At 64.5% G+C, this 19895-nt stretch carries 19 protein-coding genes; 8 read left to right on the forward strand and 11 right to left on the reverse strand.

Translation table 11 applies throughout. From position 1 onward, the window contains the following. Positions 1-26 precede the first annotated feature (26 nt). Genes paaI through ABIB00_RS29040 form a run of 4 tightly spaced genes read left to right on the forward strand, consistent with a single transcriptional unit; the run spans position 27 to position 3963 of the window. The gene (gene paaI, locus ABIB00_RS29025; protein ID WP_354106698.1) at positions 27-476 is read left to right on the forward strand and encodes a hydroxyphenylacetyl-CoA thioesterase PaaI; all 450 of its coding nucleotides are present in this window, start codon (positions 27-29) and stop codon (positions 474-476) included. Positions 477-512: 36 nt separating this feature from the next. After that, on the forward strand, positions 513-1844 hold the full coding sequence (paaK, locus tag ABIB00_RS29030) for a phenylacetate--CoA ligase PaaK (protein ID WP_354106699.1): 1332 nt from the start codon (positions 513-515) through the stop codon (positions 1842-1844). Positions 1845-1897: 53 nt separating this feature from the next. Continuing rightward, entirely contained in the window at positions 1898-2902 is a 1005-nt protein-coding gene (locus ABIB00_RS29035) for a quinone oxidoreductase family protein (RefSeq protein ID WP_354106700.1), read from the forward strand. A gap of 2 nt (positions 2903-2904) precedes the next feature. Beyond that, entirely contained in the window at positions 2905-3963 is a 1059-nt protein-coding gene (locus tag ABIB00_RS29040) for a YeeE/YedE family protein (RefSeq protein ID WP_354106701.1), read from the forward strand. On the opposite strand, the gene ABIB00_RS29045 is transcribed toward ABIB00_RS29040, so the two are convergent. Then, complete coding sequence (locus tag ABIB00_RS29045; RefSeq protein ID WP_354106702.1) at positions 3942-4856, reverse strand: DMT family transporter; 915 nt, start codon at positions 4854-4856, stop codon at positions 3942-3944. The genes ABIB00_RS29040 and ABIB00_RS29045 overlap by 22 nt on opposite strands. A gap of 99 nt (positions 4857-4955) precedes the next feature. Here ABIB00_RS29045 and pdxR point away from each other — a divergent pair, with 99 nt between their 5' ends. Next, the gene (pdxR, locus tag ABIB00_RS29050; RefSeq protein WP_354106742.1) at positions 4956-6383 is read left to right on the forward strand and encodes a MocR-like pyridoxine biosynthesis transcription factor PdxR; all 1428 of its coding nucleotides are present in this window, start codon (positions 4956-4958) and stop codon (positions 6381-6383) included. A 4-nt stretch (positions 6384-6387) separates the two neighbouring features. Here pdxR and ABIB00_RS29055 read toward each other — a convergent pair whose 3' ends face one another. From ABIB00_RS29055 to ABIB00_RS29075, 5 genes are read right to left on the reverse strand one after another with little or no spacing between them, the layout of a single operon-like run. Next, positions 6388-7611 carry a bifunctional alpha/beta hydrolase/OsmC family protein gene (locus tag ABIB00_RS29055; protein ID WP_354106703.1) on the reverse strand — a complete coding sequence of 408 codons (1224 nt, stop codon included), beginning with the start codon at positions 7609-7611 and terminating at the stop codon, positions 6388-6390. A 25-nt stretch (positions 7612-7636) separates the two neighbouring features. Beyond that, complete coding sequence (locus ABIB00_RS29060; protein WP_354106704.1) at positions 7637-8299, reverse strand: sulfite oxidase-like oxidoreductase; 663 nt, start codon at positions 8297-8299, stop codon at positions 7637-7639. 3 nt (positions 8300-8302) lie between these two features. Continuing rightward, positions 8303-9625 carry an MFS transporter gene (locus ABIB00_RS29065; protein WP_354106705.1) on the reverse strand — a complete coding sequence of 441 codons (1323 nt, stop codon included), beginning with the start codon at positions 9623-9625 and terminating at the stop codon, positions 8303-8305. Between the two features lie 33 nt (positions 9626-9658). Next, the gene (locus tag ABIB00_RS29070; protein WP_354106706.1) at positions 9659-10882 is read right to left on the reverse strand and encodes a cytochrome P450; all 1224 of its coding nucleotides are present in this window, start codon (positions 10880-10882) and stop codon (positions 9659-9661) included. A gap of 58 nt (positions 10883-10940) precedes the next feature. Next, entirely contained in the window at positions 10941-11150 is a 210-nt protein-coding gene (locus ABIB00_RS29075) for a ferredoxin (RefSeq protein WP_247349739.1), read from the reverse strand. 153 nt (positions 11151-11303) lie between these two features. Between ABIB00_RS29075 and ABIB00_RS29080 the strand changes: the two genes are divergently transcribed. Then, on the forward strand, positions 11304-11951 hold the full coding sequence (locus ABIB00_RS29080) for a TetR/AcrR family transcriptional regulator (protein WP_354106707.1): 648 nt from the start codon (positions 11304-11306) through the stop codon (positions 11949-11951). Here ABIB00_RS29080 and ABIB00_RS29085 read toward each other — a convergent pair. The 4 genes from ABIB00_RS29085 to ABIB00_RS29100 all read right to left on the reverse strand — a co-directional run bounded on the left by ABIB00_RS29085 (position 11948) and on the right by ABIB00_RS29100 (position 15993). Continuing rightward, positions 11948-12598 carry an aspartate/glutamate racemase family protein gene (locus tag ABIB00_RS29085; RefSeq protein WP_354106708.1) on the reverse strand — a complete coding sequence of 217 codons (651 nt, stop codon included), beginning with the start codon at positions 12596-12598 and terminating at the stop codon, positions 11948-11950. The genes ABIB00_RS29080 and ABIB00_RS29085 overlap by 4 nt on opposite strands. 143 nt (positions 12599-12741) lie before the next feature. Continuing rightward, positions 12742-13755, reverse strand: a complete 1014-nt coding sequence (locus tag ABIB00_RS29090) for an amino acid ABC transporter substrate-binding protein (protein WP_247349742.1) — start codon at positions 13753-13755, stop codon at positions 12742-12744. 12 nt (positions 13756-13767) lie between these two features. Further along, entirely contained in the window at positions 13768-15117 is a 1350-nt protein-coding gene (locus ABIB00_RS29095) for an aspartate aminotransferase family protein (protein ID WP_354106709.1), read from the reverse strand. Between the two features lie 3 nt (positions 15118-15120). Then, positions 15121-15993 (reverse strand): MurR/RpiR family transcriptional regulator, encoded by an 873-nt coding sequence (locus tag ABIB00_RS29100; protein WP_354106710.1) that lies wholly within the window; start codon positions 15991-15993, stop codon positions 15121-15123. Positions 15994-16080: 87 nt separating this feature from the next. On the opposite strand from ABIB00_RS29100, the gene ABIB00_RS29105 reads away from it, so the two are divergent. Further along, complete coding sequence (locus ABIB00_RS29105) at positions 16081-17268, forward strand: amino acid ABC transporter permease (protein ID WP_354106711.1); 1188 nt, start codon at positions 16081-16083, stop codon at positions 17266-17268. Positions 17269-17270: 2 nt separating this feature from the next. After that, positions 17271-18377, forward strand: coding sequence for an amino acid ABC transporter permease (locus ABIB00_RS29110; protein WP_247349747.1), 1107 nt, complete (start codon positions 17271-17273; stop codon positions 18375-18377). A gap of 63 nt (positions 18378-18440) precedes the next feature. On the opposite strand, the gene ABIB00_RS29115 is transcribed toward ABIB00_RS29110, so the two are convergent. Continuing rightward, on the reverse strand, positions 18441-19859 hold the full coding sequence (locus ABIB00_RS29115) for an amidase (protein ID WP_247349748.1): 1419 nt from the start codon (positions 19857-19859) through the stop codon (positions 18441-18443). Positions 19860-19895 lie beyond the last annotated feature (36 nt).

Consider the following 19895-nt stretch of genomic DNA (forward strand, 5'->3'; position numbering starts at 1 on the left):
GGTAAGCAATTGGCCGGGAGATGCGCGTGAACGTCAAAGCCGCCCTGTCGCCTGAGGATGTTGCCCGCGCCTGCGCCGATGCGATGTGGGCGGAGGACGATGCCTCAAAGGGCCTCGGCATGGAAATCGTCGAGATCGGCCAGGGTTTTGCGACCCTGGCGATGAATGTGCGGCCGGACATGGTCAACGGTCAGCGCATCGCCCATGGCGGCTTCATCTTCACGCTCGCCGATTCCGCGTTCGCCTTTGCCTGCAATTCGCACAATGAACGCGTGGTGGCCGCGCAAGGCCAGATCACCTTCATCAAGCCCGGCGAGCTCGGCGACCGCCTCGTCGCAAAAGCGTGCGAAGTCAGCCGCGGCGGCCGCTCCGGCATTTACGACGTGCGCATCACCGCCGGCGATACCGTCATCGCGGAATTCCGCGGGCATTCGCGGGTCATTCCCGGTACGTGGCTGCCGGCGCAAGATCAATAACGAAAAAGAACAAACCAATGATATGGGGAAACGAGGATGGCTCTGACGAGGCTCAAGGAAGGTGGCAACACCTATCGCGCCGAAATGGACGCGCATGAGCGCGCGTCGCGTGACGAGATCATGGCGCTCCAGACGCAGCGGCTGGCCTGGTCGCTGAAGCACGCCTACGACAACGTCGCGCATTATCGCAAGACCTTCGACACGGCCGGCGTGCACCCGTCGGAGTTTCGCGAGCTCTCGGATCTCGCGAAATTTCCATTCACGGTGAAGACGGACCTGCGCGACAACTATCCCTTCAACATGTTTGCCGTGCCCCGTGAAAAACTGGTGCGTGTGCATGCCTCCTCCGGCACGACAGGAAAGCCGATCGTCGTTGGCTATACGCAGGCCGACATCGACACCTGGTCGGAAGTAATGGCGCGCTCGATCCGCGCTGCCGGCGGCCGCACCGGCATGATCATCCACAATGCCTATGGCTACGGTCTCTTCACCGGCGGGCTAGGCGTGCACTATGGCGCGGAGAAGCTCGGCTGCACCGTGGTGCCGATCTCCGGTGGCATGACCGAGCGGCAGGTGCAGCTGATTAATGACTTCCGGCCCGACATCATCACGGTGACGCCGAGCTACATGCTGGCGATCCTCGACGAGTTCAAGCGTCAGAAGCTCGATCCGCGTCAATGCTCGCTCAAGGTCGGCATCTTTGGCGCCGAGCCCTGGACCAACGCGATGCGCGGCGAGATCGAGGACGCCTTCGACATGGACGCGACCGACATATACGGTCTCTCCGAGGTGATCGGCCCCGGCGTTGCGCAGGAATGTATCGAGACCAAGGACGGCCTGCACATCTGGGAGGATCATTTCTATCCTGAAGTGATCGATCCGGAAACTGGTGCGGTGCTGCCCGACGGGGAGAAGGGCGAACTGGTCTTCACCTCGCTCACCAAGGAAGCATTTCCGGTGATCCGCTATCGGACCCGCGACCTGACGCGGCTGCTGCCGGGCACGGCTCGGCCGGGCATGCGGCGGATGGAGAAGGTCACGGGCCGTTCCGACGACATGATCATCCTGCGGGGCGTCAATCTGTTCCCGACCCAGATCGAGGAGGTTCTGCTCGCCACCGACTGGTGTGGTGGGCATTTCATTCTGGAGCTGACTCGCGAAGGCCGCATGGACGAGTTGACCATCATTGCCGAGGCGCGGCCGGAGAGTTGGGACGGCCGGGGTCTTCTGGACCATGCGAGCCGGATCTCGACCCAAATCAAGAACACCATCGGCATCAGCTCCAGGGTGAGCGTGGTTGCGCCGGCCACGCTGGAGCGCTCGCTCGGCAAGGCCAAGCGCCTCTATGACAAGAGGCCGAAGGATTGACTTGACCGCCCCCAAAGGCGACAAGGCCCGCGAGAAGTCCCGTGGGTCTTTCGATGTCCATAGCCGATGCCAAAGCCGTCGAAGCGCTCTGCGTGCGCCTCAATGCCAAGGCCGAGAACGCCGCCACGCTTGCCCCTGGCGTCGAGCGTCATACACTCACGCGCGGTCCGAATGATCTCCTGATTGAGGTCAAGGCCGCCGCCGTCAATCCGTCCGACGTCAAGGCCGCGACCGGGCTGATGCCTTATGCCGTCTTCCCGCGCACGCCCGGCCGCGACTACGCCGGCGTGGTGATCGACGGGCCGTCCGGTACGATCGGCCGCGAGGTGTTCGGCTCCTCCGGCGATCTCGGCATCCGCCGCGACGGCACCCACGCCAGCCATCTCGTCGTTGAATCTGACGCGGTGGTAGCCAAGCCGAAGACCTTGTCCTGGGAGGAGACGGCCGGCATCGGCGTGCCCTTCGTCACGGCCATGGAGGGCTTCCGCCGCGCCGGCATTCCAAAGCCCGCCGAAACGGTGCTGGTGTTCGGCGTCAACGGCAAGGTCGGTCAAGCGGCGGTGCAAATCGCGACCTGGCAGGGCGCGTGCGTCATCGGCGTGGTGCGCAAGGCGGAAGCTTATGAAGGCCATACCAACGCGGCGATCGAGGTGATCGACGCTTCCGCCACCGATGTCGCCACGCGCGTGCGCGAGTTGACCGATGGTAAAGGCGCCGACATCGTCTTCAACACGGTCGGCGATCCCTATTTCCAGGCGGCGCACAAGTCGCTCGCGCTTCGCGGCCGCCAGATCCTGATCGCAGCGATCGACCGCATCGTGCAGTTCAACATCCTCGAATTCTACCGCGGGCAGCACACCTATGTCGGCATCGACACGCTCGGCCTGCCGTCGGCCGCGACAGGCGCTGTGCTGCGTGACCTCGGCCCGGGCTTTGCGAGCGGGCACCTGAAGCCGTTCCCGATCAAGGCAAACGCCGTCTATCCGCTCGAACGCGCAAAGGAGGCCTATGTCGCCGTTGCCGGCTCGTCGCGTGATCGCGTGATCCTGAAGCCTTGATCATGGAGTCATCCACCCAACTTGTCATCTTCGCCGGCCTCGTCATTGGCCTCGTTTACGGCGCCGTTGGACTGCTCAGCGGCTTCTGCCTGATGAGCAGCATGCGCGGCTGGCTGGCGGAAGGGGACGGGCGGCTGGTGCGGACCTATGCGCTGGCGATCGCGGTTGCGACCGCCGCGAGCCAATTCTTCGCCGGCAACGGCATGGTCGATCTCGGCAAATCGATCTATCTGCAACAATCCTTTTCGGTGCCGGTGCTGTTGCTCGGCGGTCTGCTGTTCGGCTACGGCATGGTGCTGTCGAACGGTTGCGGCTCGCGGGCGCTGGTGCTGCTCGGCCGCGGCAATCTCCGCTCCTTCGTCGTGGTGGTCGTGCTGGCCATTGCCGCGCAGATGACGCTCAAGGGTCTGATCGCGCCGGCGCGCATCGCGCTGGTGCAGGCCTCGCAAACCACGGTCCACCTGAATTCGCTGCCGTCACTGTTGGCGACGTTCGGTCCGGCAGAAGCGGTTTCGCGCGCGATTGCTGCTGCTGTCATCGTCGTTGTGCTTATCCTGTTTGCTTTCGCACACCCACCTTTCCGGCGTTCGCACGGACAGATCGCAGCCGGTGCCATCGTCGGTCTCCTCGTCGCCGGCGGCTGGTTCGTCACCGGCTATCTCGGCGCGGATGACTTCAACCCGGTGCCGGTGACCTCGCTCACCTTCATCGCGCCGATCGCGGATGCGCTGCAATACGCCATGCTCTCGACCGGCCTGTCGCTCAATTTCGGCATTGCGACAATTGCCGGCGTCCTCGCTGGCAGTCTCGTCACCGCGCTTGTCACAGGCCGATTCCATCTCGAAGGCTATTCCTCGCCACGCCACATGCTGCGATCGGCGGGCGGCGCCGCCCTAATGGGCATCGGCGGCGTGATGGCCTTCGGCTGTTCGATCGGGCAAGGGCTCACTGGCGTGTCGACGCTCGCGCTGGGCTCGTTCGTCGCCGTCGCCGGCATCCTGCTCGGCACCACGGCGGGCCTGCGCGGAGTCCTGCGCGTTCAGCCTCTCGCGGTGGCCTGACCGCGCAGCAGGCGATCGCCGAGCGTCGCGAGAGCGATGCCGGTGACGATCAGCGCGGCCGCGATCACAAGACTCATGTCGATCGGCTCACCCAGCAGGATCGCGGCGCCGGCGATGCCGACGAGCGGCGTTGCGGTCGTACCGAGCGAAGTCGTCAGGGCCGAGATGCTCTTGTTCACCATCGACATCGCCCAGTAGGCCAGCACCGTTCCGATCAGCCCCGAATACAGGAACAGCAACACGAGCCTCCACGACCACTCCACATGCGGCAGGCCATCCGCGATTGTCGCGCTCACTGACAGCACGATTGTCGCCACGAGCACCTGCCAGATCAGGAGCTGGAGCGGGGACGCAATCCAGCGATGCGCGCGGATATAGATGATGTTCGCGGCCCAGGAGATCGCGGCCAGGATCACCATGCCCGCGCCGAGCACGACGTTGGCATTGGTCCAGTCGATCGAGGCCGGGTTCAGGATGACGACAAGCCCGATCAGCCCGAGCAGCGCGCCGGCGAGCTTTGGCGCCGTCAGAGTGTCCTTGCCGAGCAGGGGTGCAGCGAGCGCGACCCAGAGCGGCGTGGTGTAGCCGAGCACGACGCCCTTGCTTGCGGGCAGGAAGCGCAGACCCGACGCAACCAGAACCGAAAACAACGTCATGTGCAGCAGTGCAACGCTGAGCACGACCGGAATGTCACGCCGGTCCGGGATCACCAGGTTGTTGCTCAGCCCGAGGATCGCGGCGAGACCGATCAGCGCGATCCAGCTCCGGATCGCCGCGCTCCACAGCGGCGGGACGAACTGCACCAGTTGCTTGGTCACCGACCAGTTTATGCCCCAGGCCAGCACGACGATGAGGAACAGGCCAACGGCCGCGCGGGGTGACAGGGAGTTCATTGTGGAGGTCCTTGAAGCAGTCCGGTTCAGCGGATAGCATCAATTGGAGCCTGAAAAAGTACCAGATTGTAGAGGAATAAGGTGCCAGTTTCGGAAGGCATGATCTCCGCCCTGCTCGATCTGAAGCGGGCTGACGGGGAGGGGCTGGTGGCTCAACTGACGAGCCAGCTCCGAAGCTTGATCGCGACCGGCCGTCTCGGCAAAGGCCGCACGCTGCCGTCGAGCCGCCGGCTTGCGAACGATCTCGGCGTCTCGCGCAACACCGTCACCTATGCCTTCGAGCAGCTTGCCGCCGAGGGATATCTCGAGGCCTCGCATGGGCGCCGTCCGATGGTCACGGTCGACGGCGAGCGCATCGAGAAAACGGACGCCGTTGCATCTCGCGTGCGCGCCGGCAAGCCGCGGCTTTCACCTTGGGCTTCGAGCCTCACGCAGACCGACTGGCCGATGTCGTATCAGGCGCAACTAAGACCCTTGCGTCCCGGACACGGCGATTTCAGGGAGTTTCCGAACGAGGTCTGGGCGCGCTGCCTGCGCCGCAGCGCCGTGCGCGCGGCCAAGCGCGAGCTCGGGCCGGTCAACCGGACGCGCCTGCGCGAGGCGCTGGCGCATTATCTCGCGACCAGCAGGGGCGTTCGCGCCAAGGCGGATCAAATCCTGATTCTGCCGAGCGCGCAGGCTGCGCTGACCTTGATTGCGGCTGCCGTCATCACGCCCGGCGACGACGTCTGGGTGGAGGACCCCGGCTATCCCGGCGCCACGGCGGCCTTCCGCGCATCCGGCGCGCGCGTGGTCGGGATGAGGCTGGACGAACAGGGCATGCAGCGGATTCCGGGACTGGCGGCGCCGAAATTGATCTTCATGACGCCGTCGCACCAGCACCCGACCGGCCGCCTGATGTCACTCTCGCGCCGCACCGAATTTCTTGGCCTGAGCAGGCCCGGCAAGACCTGGATTGTGGAGGACGATTACGACGGGGAATTCCATTATGACAGCCGGCCGGTGCCGGCCTTGCAGGGGCTCGATGCCCATGGCCGCGTGTTCTATGTCGGCACGTTCTCGAAGGCGATGACCTCGGATATCCGGCTCGGCTATCTCGTCGTTCCCTCGGCACTGGTCAACACCCTGGAAATCGCACAGCGGCACATCGGGCTGATCGCCGCGAGCCACATCCAGGAAGCGCTGGCTGAATTCGTTGCCGACGGGCATTTCCTGGCGCATCTGCGCCGGATGCGCCGGCTCTATCACGTCCGCCGCGATCACCTCGTCGAGGGATTGGAGCGTCATCTCGGCGAGGTTCTCTCGGTCGAAGTGCCCCCGGGCGGCATCCAGCTCGTCGCGCGCCTCAAGCGCGGTCGGGCCGATCAGGCCGCGGTAAAGCGGCTCGTCGCGGCAGGGGTTGAAACGCGGGCTTTGTCCAGCCTTGCGCTCGGCCGTCCCTGCGATCACGGCCTGCTGCTGGGCTTCGCAGCCTGGCGAGAAAGCGAGATCACCGCGGCGTTGCGGACGATGGCGTCGTGCTTCTAGCGCGCTAGTCCACAGCCTTCGTCACGATGCGGATTTCCGAGGTCAGGGTCCGGTGCACCGGGCATTTGTCGGCGATTTCCATCAACTTCTTGCGCTGCTCGGGATCGAGTGTGCCGTCCATCGCGATGTCGCGCTCGATCTGGTCGAGCATGCCATCGCGTGTCTCGCACTCCGCACAGTCTTTTGCGTAGATCTTGGAATGTTTCAACGTGACGGTGACACGATCGAGCGGCAGCGACTTGCGGTCGGCATAAAGGCGCATGGTCATGGAGGTGCAGGCGCCGAGACCGGCAAGCAGGAAATCATAGGGACCAGGACCGGCATCCTCGCCGCCGGCGGCGACCGGCTCGTCCGCGATCAGGCGATGCGGACCGACGGAGATGGTCTGGTTGAATTTGCTCTTGCGGGTCTCCTGCACCACGACCTGGCGCGGTGCCTCAGGGAGATCCATCGCCTTCGCGGGTTTGGCTGTGTCGATGTACCGGCTCGCCCAAGCCGCGATCAGGTCGGCCGCGTAGAGGGCGTCGGATGGCTTGGTCAGGAGATGATCGGCATGGTCGAGCGAGACGAAGCTCTTGGGATGCCTGGCCGAGACAAAGAGCCTCGTCGCATTGTCGATGCCGACGGTATCGTCAACCGGAGAATGCATGACCAGCAGGGCCTTGTGCAGGCCGGTGACGTCCTTCATCAGCTCGTGCTCGGCGATGTCGTCGAGGAATTCGCGCTTGATCCGGAACGGGCGTCCCGCGAGCGAGACTTCGACCTCACCCTGCGCACGGATGGTGTCGATATGCTCTTTGAACAGACCGGTGACGTGGGCGGGATCGGATGGTGCCGCGATGGTCGCAACCGCCTTGGCTTCCGGAATGTGTCCGGCTGCCGCGAGGATCGCGGCGCCGCCGAGGCTGTGACCGATCAGGATGGACGGTGCCTTTCGGACGCGACGCAGATGATCCGCCGCGCGCACGAGATCGGCCACGTTGGAGGAAAAGGTCGAATTGGCGAAATCCCCCTCACTGGAGCCGAGCCCGGTGAAGTCGAAGCGCAGCACGGCGATGCCTTTGGCGGCGAGCGCGACCGAGATGCGCTTGGCGGCCAGCGTGTCCTTGCCGCAGGTGAAGCAATGCGCGAACAGCGCGAAGGCCGCGGGCTCGCCGTCGGGTAGCTCCAGCGCGGCCGAAAGTTGATGGCCGCCTTCGCCGGTGAATTGAAAGCGCTCTGTCGGCATGGGCTTTCCTCGTTCTTGCTTGAACCTAATCGCCTGAATAGCGCTGTTCGGCCCAGGGATCGCCGCGGTTATGATAGCCGCGGACTTCCCAAAAGCCCGGCGCATCCTCGGTCAGGAATTCGATGGCCTGGAGCCATTTGGCGCTCTTCCAGAAATACAGATGCGGCACGACCAGCCGCACCGGGCCGCCATGCTCGTCCGACAATGGCTGGCCGGACCAGCTATGAGCGAGGAGCGCATCCTCGGCGGCGAAGTCGTCCAGCGCAAGATTGGTGGTGTAGCCGTCAGAAGAATGCAGCACCACGAAGCGCGCGCCCTCGCGCGGCTGGCAGGCAGCGAGCAGCTCGCGGGTCGCGAGCCCTTCCCATTCATTGTCGTAGCGCGACCATGTCGTCACGCAGTGAATGTCGGAAGTGAACTGCGCCTGCTTCTGGGCGGCGAACTCGGCGAAGGTCCAGAACACCGGCTGCTCGATTGCGCCGTAGACGTCGAGCCGCCAGCGCTCGCGCGAAACCGGCGGCACGACCCCGAGATCGAGCACCGGCCAGTCTTTTGTCAGATGCTGGCCGGGCGGCAGGCGCTGCTCTTCCGGGCGCGTGATCTTGCCGGTCAAAAAGCGGCCTTCGCGCGCCCATTTTTCCTTGGTGCGCGTCAGCTTGCTGTCGGGGGGCTCGTTGTCCTCGGCCATGAGCTACTCGTGGCGATGCATCGCGGAGGCGTGCTTGGTGTCGCGCATGGTGGAATAGATGATCAGCGACAGGCAGATGACGCTGGCGAGATAGTAGTAGAACCACTCCTCGCGCCCGATGCTCTTGAAATAGAGTGCGATCGCCGGCGCCGTGCCGCCGAAGAGCGAGACCGTGATCGCATAGGGCAGGCCGACGCCGAGGGCGCGGACATTGGTCGGGAATAGCTCGGCCTTTACCACCGCGTTGATCGAGGTGTAACCGGCGACGAACAGCCAGGCCGCGCAGATCAGGATGAACGCGATGAACGGCGACTTGGTCTCCTTCAGCGTCATCAGCAGCGGCACGGTTGCGAGCGTGCCTGCGACACCGAAGAAGATCAGCAACGGCTTGCGGCCGATCTTGTCGGAGATCGCACCATAGATTGGCTGCAGGATGGTCGCGAAAATCAGCGTGCCGAAGATCACGAAGGTGGTCTGGTCCTCGGTCAGCCCGACCGAAAGCTTCACGAACGTCTGCATGTAGGTGGTGAAGGTGTAGAACGCCGCGGTGCCGCCTGCGGTCAGGCCGACCACCAGCAGCAGTTCGCGGGGATAGCGCAGCAGGTTGGTAAGCGAGCCGGTCGGCTTCACAACCTTCCTGGCTTCCTCGAAGGCTTCGGTCTCATGTAGGCCGCGCCGCATCACTGCGGCAAAGATCGCGAGCGCCGCACCGATCGCAAACGGGATACGCCAGCCCCAGGCTCTCAGTTCCTCCGGCGTGAGGAAGACTTTTTGCAGAAGCAGCAGCACGATGATCGCCGTGAGCTGGCCGCCGATCAGTGTGACGTACTGAAAGCTCGAATAGAAACCGCGACGTTTGGGATCAGCGACCTCGCTGAGATAGGTCGCGCTGGCGCCGTACTCGCCGCCGAGGCTCAGGCCCTCGATGATGCGGGCCAGCGCCAGGATCACCGGTGCGGCAAAGCCGATCGAGGCATAGGTCGGCGTCAACGCGATGATCAGCGAGCCGAAGCACATGAAGACGACCGACAGCGTCAGCGAAATGCGCCGTCCGTAATGATCGGCGATATAGCCGAACAACCAGCCGCCCAGCGGGCGCATCAGGAACGTCGCCGCGAATACCACGGCGACATTCAATTGCTGCACGACGGGATCGCTGCCGGGAAAGAAGGCGGGAGCGAAATAGAGCGCGAACGCGGTATAGGCGTAGAAGTCGTACCACTCGACGAGATTGCCGATCGAACCGATGAAGATCGCCTTGATCCGGCGCTTGGCGTCGGAGATGTCAATGTGGTCGGAGGCCGGTTTGATTGCTTGCTCGGTCACGTCCGGCCTCTTCGTATCGCTGTTTGGAAAGGTCTACATCGCCTTTCCAAGCAAAAATGGCAACTGGCGGGGGCCTCTGACGGTTCCCTGTGACCAGGTCACCGTGCCTGCCGGATCGAGGGCGAAGTCCGGAATTCGCTTCAGCCATTCCTCCAGCGCAACCTGCATCTCCATGCGCGCAAGGTTCGAGCCGACGCAGCGGTGGATGCCGAGGCCGAAGGCGGCATGGCGGTTCTCGCGGCGGTCAATCACGACCTTGTCAGCATCCGGAAAAATCTTTGGGTCGCGGTTCGCGGCCGGGAAGGACAGCAGCACCATGTTGCCTGGCTTGACCGGGCAGCCCGAGATCGTGGTCTCCTTGACCACTTCGCGCGCCATCGTCACCGGCGAATAGGCGCGCAGCAGCTCCTCCACCGCGTTCGGGATCAGCTCGGGCTCGGCAATCAGTCGCTCGCGATCGGCGGGCGTCCGGGCGAGGTGCCAGAGTGAGGAGCCGATCGCGCTCCAGGTGGTGTCGATGCCGGCGATCAGGAGCAGTCGCAGCGAGCCCAGCACGTGGGAATCCTCGAGCGGATTGCCTTCCTTGTCCTTGGCGTTCATCAGGTAGGAGATCAGATCGTCGGTCGGCTTGTTCTTGCGGGCCTCGATGTGGGCGCCGAAGTAAGCGCTCATCTCGTGCACGGCCTGAAGCAGCATGGTCTCGTCCTTGATGCCGAGCTCCAGGATCATGTGGATCCATTTGATGAAGAGATCGCTGTCGGACTCAGGAATGCCGAGCATGTGCGCGATTGCCCGCACCGGAATGTGCTTGGTGTAGCGCTCCGCCGCGTCTAGCCGACGTTCGGCGATGAATCCGTCGATCAACTCGTTGCAGATCGCGCGCATCCGCGGCTCCAGCTTCTTCATCGCGTCCGGCGTGAACGGCGGCAGAAGCAATTGCTTGGCGGGCTTGTGCACCGGCGGATCGGAGGTGATCGGCGGGGCGGAGTTCCTGCTGGTGATTTCCGGCCGCACGTCGCGGACGATGATCCGGCGCGAGGAGAAATGCTCGCTGTCGTTGGCGATCTCGCGTACGGCCTCATAGGTCGTCGGCATGTAACAGCCGAGAAAACGTTCGGTGTGCACGACCGGGCCTGCGGCGCGTAGCTCGTCCCAGATCGGGAAGGGATCTTCCGTCCATTGCGGATCGGTGTGGTCGAAATCATGGACCCAATCGGTCACGGGCGGATGGGCGGCGGGTTGGCTGACGTCGGACATATCAGTGAATCCCTAGGGGCTCGTGTTCAAGAAGGCACGCGGGGCGGCAGGCGGTGCGCTACTCCTCGATCACGTCGATTGCGATTTCCGGACAATTGGATTTGGCAAGCCAGGCCTTGTCTTCGAGGCCGGGGGGGACCGTGCCGTCGCCGGCCTCGTGGGCGTTGCCGTATTCGTCGAGCTCGAACAGCTCCGGCGCCAGCGCCTTGCAGCGCGCGTGCCCCTGGCATTTGTCGGGATCGACGTGAATCCTCAGTCGCTCTGTCATGGCGGCTTTCCTCGGTCGTGCGCGCGTGAACCCGAAGGGTGCGCGTTCCTCTTGTCAATTTTGTCGCGGCATTGCCGCTTCTTCTAAGTTATAGCCTATTACATTCGTGGCAGGCTTCCCCTGTCAAGCACAAACTTATAGGCTCTGCGCAACATGCGTTCACAACTTGCCCGAAAACCCGAGAACACCTACCACCATGGCGATCTCCGGGACGCCCTGATCAAGGCTGCGCTGCGCGAGGCGGAGCAGGGCGGAACGGAGGCGATCAGCATCAAGGCGCTTGCAAAACAGCTCGGCGTCTCCCAGCCGGCGCCCTACCGGCATTTTGCCGATCGCGAGGCGCTGCTTGAGGCGGTGACGGCGCAGGCGTTCCGGCAGCTCAGCGCGATTTTGCGGGCCGCGATGGCAAAGCCGTCGAAGCAATCGAAATTATCGCGGCTGGCGCAGGCGACGCTCGATTTCGGTCTGCACCGCAGTGGCATCTACCGGTTGATGTTCGCTTCGCGCACTGTGTCCTGCGCGCCCAAGGGCAGCGAGTTGCGCGAGGCCACGCACGAGACATTTGCGCTCGTGGTGGAAGCTCTTGAAGCGCCCGCGGTCGGCTATTTGCGAGAGCGGCACGCGCTCAAGATCTGGGCGGCGCTGCACGGCGTGGTGATGCTGGCAGAGCAGGGCCTGTTCACCGGTGAGGCGGCGCATGCCACGCGCGAGGAGCTGGTGGAGGATTTTGTCAGCGAAACGAAGGCAGCGCTTGCGGCGGCGATCAAGGCCGCGCGGCGCCGGAAAAAGGCTGGCACTTAAGCCTTCACCACCAACAGCTTCATCAGCTTCTCGACGGCGCTGTCAGGCGTGGTCACGACAGGGCGGCCGGTAGCCTCCGCCACGAGAGGCGCCGTCGCCGCGATACTGAACTGCGCGAGCGCGACGACGTCGCAATCGCGTAAGTCACGTGAGGCTTCCACGATCAGCCGGTCATGTGTCGCGCGGTCGCCGCGGTCGAGCGCGTCCAGCGCGCCTTCGGCAAGTTTCGGCACGATCTTGACGGAGGCCGGAAATTCCGGCGGCATCGAGGCCAGCGTGGGCGGGAAGGTCGAGAGCAGGCCGATCCGCTGGCCCATCGTCACCGCCCGTTCGATCATGGCTTCGTTCGGCTTGAGCACCGGCATCGGCGCATGCGCGCGCGCAACCGCCTCAATGCAGGGACCGAAGGCCGAGCAGGTGAACAGGATCGCATCCGCGCTGGTCGCCGCGGCGTAGTCGCCGAGCGCAAGGAAGCGCTCGGTCATGGCATTGTTGAGCTTGCCGTCACGCGCGAGATCAGCCGACAGGCTGTCGTCGAGCAGGTTCATGAGCCGCGCCTCTGGCCACGCCTTCGCGAACGCCGCCTCGATCGGGGCGACAGAATGCTTGAGGGCATGGATCAGGGCGATGCGAGGAGACGTCGTCATTGAACGTTACCCGATGGGGGGCGTGCTCCGGACGCAGCGCAATGCGCAGTATTGCGCGGCAGAGCCGGGGCCCATTGTGGCGGCGAGGTCCCGGACGCGCAGCAGCGTTGCACGCTGCGGCCCGTCCGGGACACGCGAGGCCTTTACTTGAACGGCACCGCATACATCAAGCCGCCCTTGCTCCAGAGGCCGTTGAGGCCGCGCTCGAGCTTGAGCGGGCTCGCCTTGCCGACATTGCGCTCGTAGATCTCGCCGTAATTGCCGGTGGCCTTGATTGCCGTGACCAGCCATTTATTGTCGAGCCCGAGCCGCGAGCCGAGATCGCCGGAGGCGCCCAGAAGGCGCTGGATCGCCGGTGTCTGCGACTTCGCCATCTCGTCGACATTGGCTTGCGTGACGCCAAGCTCTTCGGCCTCGATCAGCCCGTAATGCAGCCAGGTGATGATGTCGCTCCAGACCTCATCGCCGTTCCGGGTGAAGGGGCCGAGCGGCTCCTTGCTGATGGTCTGCGGTAGCACGACGTAGTCGGCGGGATTCGGCGCCGCGGTCGTCACGGCACCTGCGAGCGCGGAAGCGTCCTGGGTCATGGCATCGCAACGGCCGCCGAAGAAGGTCTGGTACATCGTGTCGACGCGGTCGAACACCAGCGGTTTCCAGTCGATGCCGTTGGCGCGGCCGTAATCGCCGAGCGTGACCTCATGCGTGGTGCCCTGGGCGACGCAGACGGTGGCGCCCTTGAGATCCTTGATCTCCTTCACGCCGAGGTCCTTCTTCACGACAAAGCCCTGGCCGTCGTAGAAGTTGATTGGGCCCTGCCGCAGGCCCAGCGTCACGCCGCGCAGATAGGTCTGCGTGGAATTGCGGTAGAGCACGTCGATCTCGCCGGACTGGAGCGCGGTGAAGCGGTTCTGCGCGGTCAGCGAGACGTAACGCACCTTGCTGGCGTCGCCGAGCACGCCGGCGGCGAGCGCGCGGCAATAATCGACGTCGAGACCCTTGTAATTGCCTTGCGAGTCCGGCGCGGAGAAGCCGGCAAAGCCGGCGCTGACACCGCATATCAGCGTGCCGCGACTCTTCACCGTGTCGAGCGTCGCGGCCGATGCGACCACCGTCGATGCCGCGAGCACGCTCGCTGCGATAACCACTTTCCTCATCATGTTACTCTCCCCTCAATGATTGACACTACGCAACACGTGGTCGACGGCGGTGCCGAGCTTGTCGACGATCAGGTCGATCTCGTCAGCCGAAGTTATATAGGGCGGTGCCAGCAGCACGTGGTCGCCGCGGACCCCGTCCACGGTGCCGCCGCCGGGATAGCAGCCGAGCCCGTTGGCAAAGGCCTCCGCCTTGATCTTCTGGTTCAGCTTCAATGCCGGATCGAACGAGCTGCGGCCGGCGCGATCGGCGACGAGCTCGATCGCCCAGAACAGCCCGCGACCCCTGATGTCGCCGACATGGCGGTGGTTGCCGAAGCGCTCGGTCAGCCGCTGCTCGAGCTCCTTGCCGCGCTCCTTGACGCGTTCGAGCAGGCCGTCCTCGCGGATCACGTTTTGCACCTCGAGTGCGGCGGCGCAGGCGAGGGGATGCGCGAGATAAGTATGGCCGTGCTGAAACGCACCGGAGCCCGCACGGATCGTGTCGATGATCTTTCCGCTGGCAAGCATCGCGCCGATCGGCTGGTAGCCGCCGCCGAGGCCCTTCGCGATCGCCTGGATGTCGGGCGCGACGCCTTCCTGTTCCCATGCATGCGTGGTGCCGGTGCGGCCCATGCCGGACATGACCTCATCAAGGATGAGCAGCGCGCCATGTCGATTGCAGATCTCGCGGACCGCTTTGAAGTATCCGTCCGGCGCCGTCACCGCACCGGCGGTCGCGCCGACGACGGGCTCGGCGAGGAACGCCGCGACGGTCTCAGGGCCGAGCCGCTGAAACTCGGCTTCAAGTTCGGCGGCGAGGCGCGCCACAAACTGCGCATCTGATTCACCATCGTGTTTCTCGTGATAGGCGAAGGCCGGGGTCACATGGCTGAAAGCGTCGGAGAGCAGCGGCGCATAGGGCGCACGCCGCCACGCATTGCCGCCGGCGGCCAGCGCGCCCAGCGTGTTGCCGTGATAGCTCTGGCGCCGTGCGATGAAATGCTGCCGCTGCGGCTCGCCACGCTCGATGAAATATTGCCGCGCGAGCTTGATGCTGGCCTCGATTGCCTCCGATCCGCCACTGACGAAATAAGCATAAGCGAGGCCGCCGGGCTCGTGGCCGACCAGCAGTTCGGCCAGCGCCTCGGCCGGCTCGGAGGAGAAGAAAGCGGTGTGCGCATAGGCCAGCGTCGAGGCCTGCTTCGCTATCGCTGCGATCACGCGCGGATGCTGATGGCCCAGGCAGGACACCGCCGCACCGCCGGATGCGTCGATCACGCGGCGTCCGTCCTCGGCCAGGAGATAGACGCCTTCGCCGCCGATCGCCTTGGGCGGCGTTTCGCGCAACGAACGGTGCAGCACGCGGCTGGTGCGAGCGGCCATGGGTCAACCTTTCTCTGGAACGTAAGTGGAGGCCGCGGCCAGTCGCGCCTCGGTATTTTCCAGGCGCTTCTTTGCGGCCGCGCCGCCGAGCGAAAATGTCACGGCAGCGAGCGATTGCGCGATCGCAATGGCACCGGTGAGGCTCGGGAAAAAGCCGGGAGAGGAGGCCGCCTCGAACAGCAGCACGTGGTCGGCGCCTTCGACCATCGGCGCCGATGGGCTATCCGCGATCGCGATCAGGGTCGCGCCGGCACGATAGGCGGCCTGCGCGACCCGGACGCTCGCATGTGTGTAGGGCATGAAGCCGATGACGATGGCGGCTTCGCCGGGCCGGAACGCGCCGAGGTCGAGATCGTCGGGGCCCGACGCACCGACGAGTTGCACCTGTTCGGGACGAAACAGCCGGAGCTCGTAGTTCAGCAGCTCCGCGACGCTGCGGCAGCTCCGGTAGCCTGTGATCCAGATCCGCTTGGCGTCGTGAAGTGCGCGGGCCGCTTCCGCGATCGGCTGGGCCCGAATGCGCGGAAGGCCAGCGGCCTCGGCCTCGAGCTTGTCGGTGACGAGCGCGACATCGGCGTTCGGGCCGTGACGGCGGCTCTTGGCGCGGCCGGAGAAGGGCGCGATCTGCGAGGGCCGCCGCGCCTCGGTCAGCGCCGCGCGCAATTCGTCCCAGCCCGAATAGCCGATCGCTTTCGCAAGCCGCGTGAACGCGGCCGGATCGGCGCCGGCAACCGCTGCGAGATCGCGCATCGAACGCGTGGTGGCGTCGTAATCATTGGCGGCGACGAAACGCCCGACCTCCTGCAACCGCATCGGGAGCGACGGCAATGCAATGCGCAGTTCGCTCAACGGCGAGGATTTCGCGGGCTCGGCCATGAAACATTTGTTGCACGAAGTAGAGTTTGGTGCAACAGTTGACGTGCGCCGCCGGAAATCGCCCGTCTTGAGAAGGATTTTTGTGCTGTGACGTCAGACGCTCCGAGACCGCCGCCGCGCCGCCGCTTGTTCGGCGCTTTCGGGCGACGCGAGCTGAAAGGCCTGTTCTGGCAGGTCCTGGTGGTCGGGATCGCGGTCGCGGTCATCGTCTTCCTCTGGTCCAACACGGTCACCAATCTCTCCGCGCGCCGCATCACGACCGGATTTGCGTTCCTCGGCCGTGAGGCTGGCATGCCCATCGCCGACAGCCCGCTCGCCTACAATCCAAGAGACTCATATCTCTGGGCCTTCGTCGTCGGCATCGCCAACACCTTGCGTGTTGCCGTAATTGGCATCGTGCTCGCAACCATTTTGGGTACGCTGATCGGTATTTCGCGCTTGTCCGCGAACTGGTTGGTGTCGAGGCTTGCCGCTGTCTATGTGGAAACGCTCCGCGATATCCCGCTGCTGCTCCAGCTTTTGTTCTGGTATGTGCTGATGCAGGCACTGCCGGCCGCACGCGCGGCGTTTCGGCCGATCGATGGCGTGTTCCTCTCCAATCGGGGCTTGATCCTGCCGGCGATTCCAACCGGGAAGCCGCAGCTTTGGGTGCTCGGCACAGCAGTGCTCGGGCTTGTCGTGTTCTATGTCATCCAGCGACGGCTGATCTCACTGCAGATGCGCGACGGCAAGCCACGGCCGGCCTGGCCTTTCGCGCTTGGCTTCATTGTCGTGCTGCCGGCGCTCGTGTCCGCACTGCTCGGCGTATCCTGGATCATCGAATGGCCCGAGTTGCGCGGCTTCAACTTCGTCGGTGGACTGACGCTCGCGCCGGAATATTTTGCGCTCGTGATCGCGCTCGTCACTTATACCTCGGCCTTCATCGCCGAGATCGTGCGCAGCGGCATCCAGTCGGTGCCGCGCGGCCAGTGGGATGCCGCCAATGCGCTGGGTCTCCGCCGCAGCTTCATGCTGCGGCAGATCATCCTGCCGCAGGCGTTGCGCGTGATCGTGCCGCCGATGACGAGCCAGTACCTCAACCTGACCAAGAACTCTTCGCTCGCGGTGGCGATCGGCTATCAGGACGTGGTCTCGATCGCCAACACCACGCTGAACCAGACGGGCCAGGCGATCGAGGCGATTGCTTTGATCATGGCGGTGTTCCTCACCATCAGCCTCGGCATCAGCTTTTTCATGAACTGGTACAATTCGCGCATCGCGCTGGTGGAGCGCTGATCATGACGGCGATCGCCGACATTCCGGAAGCACCGCGCGCCGCCCGTCGCCCGCAAATCGGCAACCCGGTGCTGCGCTGGCTGCGCACCAATTTGTTCTCGTCGATTCCGAACGGCATCCTCTCAGTCGTGCTGCTGGCGGTGCTCGCCAAGGGTGTCTTCAGCTTAGTGCTGTGGGGAATCGCGAACGCAGTCTGGTTGACGCCGGCGAACGATTCCAGTGCCTGCCGCGCAGTGCGCGGCGTCGGTGCGTGCTGGGCGATCATACCCGAAAAGTACCGCTTCATCCTGTTTGGCACCTATCCGTTCGACCAGCAGTGGCGGCCGGCGCTGGCGGTGCTGCTCTTCATCGCCCTGTTCTATCTCTCCACCCGCCGCGCCTTATGGCGGCGCGAACTGGCCTATCTCTGGATCGGAGCGCTGGCGCTGATCAGCGTGCTGATGTGGGGCGGCGTGTTCGGTTTGTCGTTCGTCTCGCAGGACCGTTGGGGCGGCTTGCCGGTGACGCTGATCCTGGCGACGTTCGGTCTCGCGTTCGGCTTCCCGCTCGGCATCCTGGTTGCCCTCGGCCGTCGTTCGAAGCTGCCGGCAATCCGCTCGCTCAGCGTGCTCTATGTCGAGCTGATCCGCGGCGTGCCGCTGGTCAGTCTGTTGTTCATGGCGAGCGTGATGTTTCCGCTGTTCATGCCTGCCGGATTCAATATCGACAAGCTCTTGCGCGCGCAGATCGCGATCATCCTGTTCGCCGGTGCCTATCTTGCCGAAGTCATCCGCGGCGGCCTTCAGGCCGTGCCGAGCGGACAGTATGAGGCCGCTGATGCGCTGGGGTTGTCCTATTGGCGCAAGAACCGGCTGATCGTCCTGCCGCAGGCGATCCGCCACGTCATCCCGCCGCTGGTCAACACCTTCATCGCCTTCTTCAAGGACACCAGCCTCGTCCTGATCATCGGTATCTTCGACCTGCTGACGACGGCGAAGACCGCGATCATCGATCCCGCGTGGCAGCAATTCTCCGTCGAAGTCTACATCTTCGTCGCCGCCATCTATTTTGTCTTCTGCTTCGCGATGTCGCGGTATAGCCGGAGTTTGGAGGCGACGCGCGCGGGCTAGATATCTCGTGCCCCGGACGAGGTGCAACGCGTCAGCGCTGCCGCTCGTCCGGGGCTCGAGAAGTTACTTCTTCACTTTTGGATCAATCGGCGTCGTGCCCCGCAGACCCAGAATATCCTCCAGCACCTTCGCGCCCGCGAGCACGTCAGCGTCGCTCCGGGGCGCGCCGACCACCTGCACACCAACCGGCAGGCCCGACGCCGTGAAGCCGCACGGCAGCGACAACGCCGGGCAGCAAGCGAGCGTGATGGCGTAGACGATGCCGAGCCATTCGACGTAATTGTCGAACCTCTTGCCCGCGCATTCGGCGACGTAGCGGTTCTCGATCGGGAACGGCGGCACGATCGTGGTCGGTACCAGCAGCAGATCGTAGGTCTGGAAGAACTCGACCGCACGGGCGGTCATGCCGACGCGCTGCGCTTCGGCGCGCTCGAGTTGCTCGACGGTGAGCTTGAGACCTTCCTCGATGTTCCAGATCACCTCGGGCTTGAGCAGGTCGCGCTTGGTGCGGAGCAGCTGCGCCTTGCTGATCGCGAAGTCGAACGCGCGGAGCACGTGGAAGCACTCATGCGCCTCGCGCCAATCCGGATGCGCCTCCTCGACGATGGCACCGGCTTCGGCAAAGCGTTCCGCCGCCTTGCGCGTGAGCGCCTTGACTTCGGGGTCGACCGGGGTGATGCCGAGATCAGCGGAGTAGGCGATGCGCTTCGGCTTTTTGCCCGACCGCGCGGCCGTCAGGAACGAGGTCGCGGGCGCCGGCAGCGACAGCGGGTCGGCGGCATAATCGCCGCTCATGGCATCCAGGAGCAGCGCGAGGTCTTCGACATTGCGTGCCATCGGGCCCTGCACGCCGAGATTGCGGTCGATGCCCGCTTTCGGCGTGTGCGCGACGCGGCCGATGCTCGGTCGCATGCCGACGATCCCGCAGAAGCTCGCGGGGCTGCGCAAGCTGCCGCCCATGTCCGAGCCCTGTGCGAGCCAGGCCATGCCGGTCGCGAGCGCCACCGCCGCGCCGCCGGAGGAGCCGGCGGCGGATTTCGAAATGTCCCAGGGGTTGAGGGTCGCGCCGAATACCTCGTTGAAGGTGTTGGCGCCGGCGCCGAATTCCGGCGTGTTGGACTTGGCGTAGACGACCGCACCATTGGCTTCGAGGTTCTCGACCATGAGGTCGGACTTCGCTGGGATATTGTTTTTGTAGATCGGCGAGCCCTGGGTGTTCAGCACGCCTGCAACATCGGTCAGGTCCTTGATCGGCACCGGCAGGCCTGCGAGCAATCCGCGCGCGCCGGCCGGCTTCTGCATCAGCGCCTTGGCGCTATCCCGCGCGCGATCGAAGCACAGCGTCGGCAGCGCATTGACCTTGCCGTCGACTTCACCGATGCGCTTCTCCAGCGCATCCAGCAGCTCCAGCGGCGAGACCTCGCCGGACCGCAGCTTGTCAACGACGACGCAGGCGGTTTCGCGGATCAGATCCTGAGACAATTATTTTACTCCTGTGCTTATTGAACCGTCATTGCG

The sequence above is a fragment of the Bradyrhizobium sp. LB14.3 genome (assembly GCF_040547985.1).
Classification (GTDB): domain Bacteria; phylum Pseudomonadota; class Alphaproteobacteria; order Rhizobiales; family Xanthobacteraceae; genus Bradyrhizobium.